This is a genomic window from Melaminivora alkalimesophila, from assembly GCF_000282995.1.
GTDB classification, from domain to species: domain Bacteria; phylum Pseudomonadota; class Gammaproteobacteria; order Burkholderiales; family Burkholderiaceae_C; genus Melaminivora; species Melaminivora alkalimesophila.
In genome coordinates, this window is sequence record NZ_ALEE01000728.1 from 1 (window position 1) to 4,983 (window position 4,983).

6 protein-coding genes are annotated in these 4,983 nt (G+C 70.3%); 2 read left to right on the forward strand and 4 right to left on the reverse strand.

The genetic code is table 11. The annotated features are described in order from the left end of the window. The 3 genes from A612_RS14220 to A612_RS14230 all read right to left on the reverse strand — a co-directional run. Positions 1 to 308, reverse strand: a 308-nt coding sequence (locus tag A612_RS14220; protein ID WP_040437043.1) for a sensor histidine kinase N-terminal domain-containing protein, incomplete at its 3' end; no start/stop codon positions are given. A 28-nt stretch (positions 309 to 336) separates the two neighbouring features. Then, complete coding sequence (locus A612_RS14225; protein ID WP_019375123.1) at positions 337 to 1,011, reverse strand: response regulator; 675 nt, start codon at positions 1,009 to 1,011, stop codon at positions 337 to 339. 45 nt (positions 1,012 to 1,056) lie between these two features. After that, on the reverse strand, positions 1,057 to 1,557 hold the full coding sequence (locus tag A612_RS14230) for a MarR family winged helix-turn-helix transcriptional regulator (RefSeq protein ID WP_040437044.1): 501 nt from the start codon (positions 1,555 to 1,557) through the stop codon (positions 1,057 to 1,059). 141 nt (positions 1,558 to 1,698) lie between these two features. Between A612_RS14230 and recA the strand changes: the two genes are divergently transcribed. Further along, positions 1,699 to 2,841 (forward strand): recombinase RecA, encoded by a 1,143-nt coding sequence (gene recA / locus A612_RS14235; RefSeq protein WP_019375125.1) that lies wholly within the window; start codon positions 1,699 to 1,701, stop codon positions 2,839 to 2,841. Positions 2,842 to 2,872: 31 nt separating this feature from the next. After that, complete coding sequence (gene recX / locus A612_RS14240) at positions 2,873 to 3,355, forward strand: recombination regulator RecX (RefSeq protein ID WP_019375126.1); 483 nt, start codon at positions 2,873 to 2,875, stop codon at positions 3,353 to 3,355. Positions 3,356 to 3,370: 15 nt separating this feature from the next. Here recX and A612_RS14245 read toward each other — a convergent pair. Continuing rightward, positions 3,371 to 4,983, reverse strand: a 1,613-nt coding sequence (locus A612_RS14245) for a DUF1631 family protein (protein ID WP_019375127.1), incomplete at its 5' end; no start/stop codon positions are given.

Sequence of the window (4,983 nt, forward strand, 5' to 3'; positions counted from 1 at the left end):
TCACCGGCAAGCCACTCCCCGCCGGGTCCGAGCACCTGGAAGTACACGAAGTCCGACTCGTCGGCGCGCAGCAGCTCGCTGGCCGGCTGCGGCAGGCTGAATGCCACCCGGCCGTCCTGCACCGTGACGAACTCGGCCAGCGCGTGGGCGTTGTACTCCAGCGCGCGATCGAAGGGCTTGTTGGCCAGCCCCTGCGCCACCAGCCAGGTCAGCGCCAGGCTCACCGGCCACAGCAGCAGCAGCGGCGTGAGCATCCAGTCGAGGATCTCGCCGAACAGGGAGCGCTGCTCGCGCTGGAAGATTTTCACGGCAACACCGGCACGGGGCGACGGGGCCTCAGCCGGGGATCTTCTCCAGGCAATAGCCCAGCCCGCGCACCGTGGCGATGCGAATCGGCCCGCGCTCGATCTTCTTCCTCAGGCGGTGGATGTAGACCTCGATGGCGTTGTTGCTCACCTCCTCGCCCCACTCGCACAGCCGCTCGACCAGCTGCTCCTTGGACACCAGGCGCCCGGCGCGCTGCAGCAGCACCTCCAGCAGCCCCAGCTCGCGCGCCGACAACTCGACCATCTTGCCGTCGATGGTGGCCACGCGCCCCGCCTGGTCGTACACCAGCGGGCCATGGCGGATGGCGCTGCTGGTCGCGCCCATGCCGCGGCGCGTGAGCGCGCGCACGCGTGCCTCCAGCTCCTGCAGCGAGAACGGCTTGGCCATGTAGTCGTCGGCGCCGTAGTCCAGGCCCTTGACGCGCTCCTCGATGCTGTCAGCGGCCGTGAGGATCAGCACCGGCAGCGCCGAGCCCCGCCCACGCAGGCGCTTGAGCACTTCCAGCCCGTGCATCCGCGGCAACCCCAGATCCAGGATCAGCAGGTCGAATTCATTGTTGGCCATCAAGGCGGCGTCGACCTCGGTGCCGCTGGCCACGTGGTCCACCACGGCGCCCGAGCTGCGCAGGCTGCGCAGCAGGCCATCGGCCAGCACCTGGTCGTCTTCGGCGATGAGGATGCGCATGCGGGTCTGTCTCCTGTGGTCTTGCGTAGTCGGCCCGGCCAAATTCTAGGCAAGTGCGCCATCGCCGCCCGCGTAGGCCTCGAGCCCCAGCCCGATGACCGCCGCCACCTCCTCGCCGACCTCGGCACGAAACTCCGCCTCGGCCTGCGCCACCGCCTGGCGGAAGGCCTCGCGCCAGGACAGCCCCAGCGGCGTGTAGCGCACGATGCGCGCGCGGGCGTCGTGAGGATCGGGCTCGCGCACCACGATGCCCCAGGCCTCGCACTGGTCGACCAGCGCCGCCATGGACTGCTTGGTCATGCCCGCGCGCTCGGCCAGCTGCGTCAGCCGGTCACCGGCAGGCGAGAGGTGGCGCGTGATGTGCACGTGGGCGGCGCCGACCTGCTCGCGCGCCGCCAGATTCGACAGCGCCAGCGGCGCCTCGGCGCTGCGTGCCATGAGCTGCAGCACGCGCGCATCGAAGCGCCGCATGGCGTGGCCCAGAAGGCGCCCGAGATGGGTCTGGCGCCAGGCGTCTGCATGAAGATCGAAAGCCTCGGAAGCCATGCGCATATGGTATGGCAAACTGACCATTATTCCGTTGATCTGGAAACCATGAATCGGTACATTACTGTTCAAGCATCCAGTGACTCTGCGCCCGGCGCGGCTGGAAGGCTCCTCCCATCCACCCCTTCAGGAGTTGTTTCCATGAACGCAAACGTCAAAGACCAGGCCGCCGCCAGCGAGAAGGCCAAGGCCCTGGCAGCCGCCCTGGCCCAGATCGAGAAGCAGTTCGGCAAGGGCACCATCATGCGCCTGGGCGAGGGCGAGGCCATCGAGGACATCCAGGTGGTCTCCACGGGCTCGCTCGGCCTGGACATCGCGCTGGGCGTCGGCGGCCTGCCGCGCGGGCGCGTGGTCGAGATCTACGGCCCGGAGAGCTCGGGCAAGACCACGCTCACCCTGCAGGTCATCGCCCAGATGCAAAAACTCGGCGGCCAGTGCGCCTTCGTCGATGCCGAGCACGCCCTCGACGTGCAGTACGCGCAGAACCTCGGCGTGAACCTGCAGGACCTGCTGATCTCCCAGCCCGACACCGGCGAGCAGGCGCTGGAGATCGTCGACAGCCTGGTGCGCTCCGGCGCGGTCGACCTGATCGTGGTCGACTCGGTGGCGGCCCTGACGCCGAAGGCCGAGATCGAGGGCGACATGGGCGATTCGCTGCCCGGGCTGCAAGCGCGCCTGATGAGCCAGGCGCTGCGCAAGCTCACCGCCACCATCAAGAAGACCAACTGCATGGTCATCTTCATCAACCAGATCCGCATGAAGATCGGCGTCATGTTCGGCAGCCCCGAGACCACCACCGGCGGCAACGCGCTGAAGTTCTATGCCTCGGTGCGCCTGGACATCCGCCGCACCGGCACCATCAAGAAGGGCGACACGCCGATCGGCAACGAGACGCGCGTCAAGGTGGTGAAGAACAAGGTCAGCCCGCCGTTCAAGCAGGCCGAGTTCGACATCCTGTTCGGCGAGGGCATCTCGCGCGAGGGCGAGATCATCGACATGGGCGTCGAGGCGCGCATCATCGACAAGAGCGGCGCCTGGTACGCCTACAACGGCGAGAAGATCGGCCAGGGCCGCGACAACGCCCGCGAGTTCCTGCGCGAGAACCCGGAGCTGGCGCGCGAGATCGAGAACAAGGTGCGCGAGAGCCTGGGCATCGCCTTGCTGCCGCCCGCCGCCGGCGCCCCGGTGGCGGCCGAGGCAGGCGCGGAAGCCGAGGGCGAGGCCGACAAGCCGGCCCGGGGCCGCAAGCCAGCCGCCCCCAAGGCCGAAGAGAGCCTGATCTGAGGCCGCGAGGCCAAGGCAAGGGAGCCGCGACTTGGGCTTTGCCAAGCTCTCGCTGAAGGGCCGCGCGCTGCGCCTGCTGGCGCAGCGCGAGCACTCGCGCGGCGAGCTCGAGGCCAAGCTCGCACGCCACGTGCAGGAAGGCGACGACCTGGCGGCGCTGCTCGACGAACTCCAGGCCAAGGATTTCCTCAACGCAGAGCGCGCCGCCGATGCCATCGTGCACCGGCGCGCCGCGCGTTTCGGCAGCCTGCGCGTGCTGCGCGAGATGCGCGAGAAGGGCATCGACGAGGAACTGGTGCGCGCCGCAGGGCGCGAGCTGGCACAGACCGAGATGGAGCGTGCACGGGCCGTGTGGCAGCAGCGCTTCGGCAGCGCCCCGCCCGCGCGCACGGCGCAGGAGCGCGCCCGCCAGCTGCGCTTCCTCGCGGCGCGCGGCTTCGCCTCCGACGTGGTGGCGCGCGTGGTGCGCGAGGCCGGTGCCGCCGGGCTCGACGACGACGACCCCGCACCCTGAGCGCCGGCCGGCGCTTCAGGCCAGCAGCCGCTCGGGCTGCGCGTCCAGGCGCGTCAGGGCCTCGCGCGTGGCGCGCAAAGTGAGGCTTTCCTCCTCCTGCGGCACCAGCAGGCCGGCTTGCAGGTAGGCCCCGAGGCGGCGCAGCTGCAACAGGTAGCTGGTGCCGTCAGTGGAGGCGAACAGGTGCAGCTGGCGCCGCTGGCTGTGCCAGGCGTACTGCACCCGGCTGGAGCTGCCTTCGTGCTCCAGCGTAAACCAGGCGCCCGGCACCAGCTGCTGCGCCCAGACGACCATCTCCGGCTCGACCGGCGACTGGTTGTCGGCGATCACGTGGATGCCCGAGGCGTCCATGCCGAGCAGCATCTCGATGTGGTCGGCCGACAGCGGCATGTCGTCCAGCCCGTCCTCGCTGAGGTAGTCCTCCAGGTTCGCCAGGCGCCGCGCCATCGCGTCGATGTGCGCCTGCGGGATGGCGGCGGTCTTGGACAGGAAGGCGTCTGCCAGCGTGTCGGTCAGGGCCTTGATCTGCAGGTCCTGCGCGTTGCCGGTGATGCCCAGCAGCGCCAGCCCGTTGCGCAGCGCCTGCAGCAGCGCCGGCAGGTTCTGGATCACCTGCGCGCGGTCGGCGCGGTTGGGCTTGGCGCTGGCCGCCCAGACCAGGTCGGCGGCGGCGCGCTTGAAGGCGGCGGTGTCGGCGTGCTGTGGGCCATGGCGCACCGCCGCGGTGGCCAGCACCTCCGCCCAGGTCTTGAACAGGAACTCGCGGATCTCCTCGCGCACCGGCATGTCCTTGAGCAGCGCGCGCAGCTCGATGGTGTATTGCACCGCCAGCGTCTCGCGCTGCTCGACCTGCTGGGCGACGCTGACGATGCGCGCCGTCCCTTGGTCCTGCGTCAGGAAGCGCGCGAGGAAGGCTTCGAATTCCTCGTACACCAGCTGGAACACGCGCTGGCCGGTCTCGGGGTATTGCTCGATCACCTGCACGATGCGGCGGATCTCCGCCTCCAGCGCGCTGCCGTTGATGCTGGTGGCGTCGAAGCCCAGCACGCAGGCGCCCATGCGGTCGATGAGCTGGCGCGCAGGGTGCGTGAGGTTGCTGAAGAATTCCGGCTCGGCCAGCGCCACGCGCAGCACCGGCACCTGCAGCCGCGCAAACCACACGCGCACCGCCGGCGGGATGCGCTCCTCGCTCAGGATGCTCTGGAACATCAGGGCGACCACCTCGATGATCGCCTTCTCGCCGGGCGTCGCCGCCTTGCGCTTGAGCTCCTCGGAGCGCTCGCGCACCACGTCCGCGGCCTGCACCACCGCCTGCGGCGGCGCCTGCTGCACCAGCACGGTGAGCGGGCCGTACCAGCTCTCGGCATGCACGCGCTGCGTGGCCAGGGCCTGCGCCAGTGCCGCCGAGGCGGGCGGTGCCTGGCGCATGTCGTAGCCGGTGGCCGGCTGCGTGAGCACGCGCCGCAGCTGCTGCATGACCCCCATGGCGCGCTGGCGCGCCCGCGCCAGCGGGCCGATCAGGCTGCCGCCGGCCGGCACGAACATGCCGCCGGCGACGAAAGGCAGCGAGGGCGCCGGCGGCACGCCGTGCCCCAGGTGCTGGGTGGACATGAAGCCGCTGGCGGCTG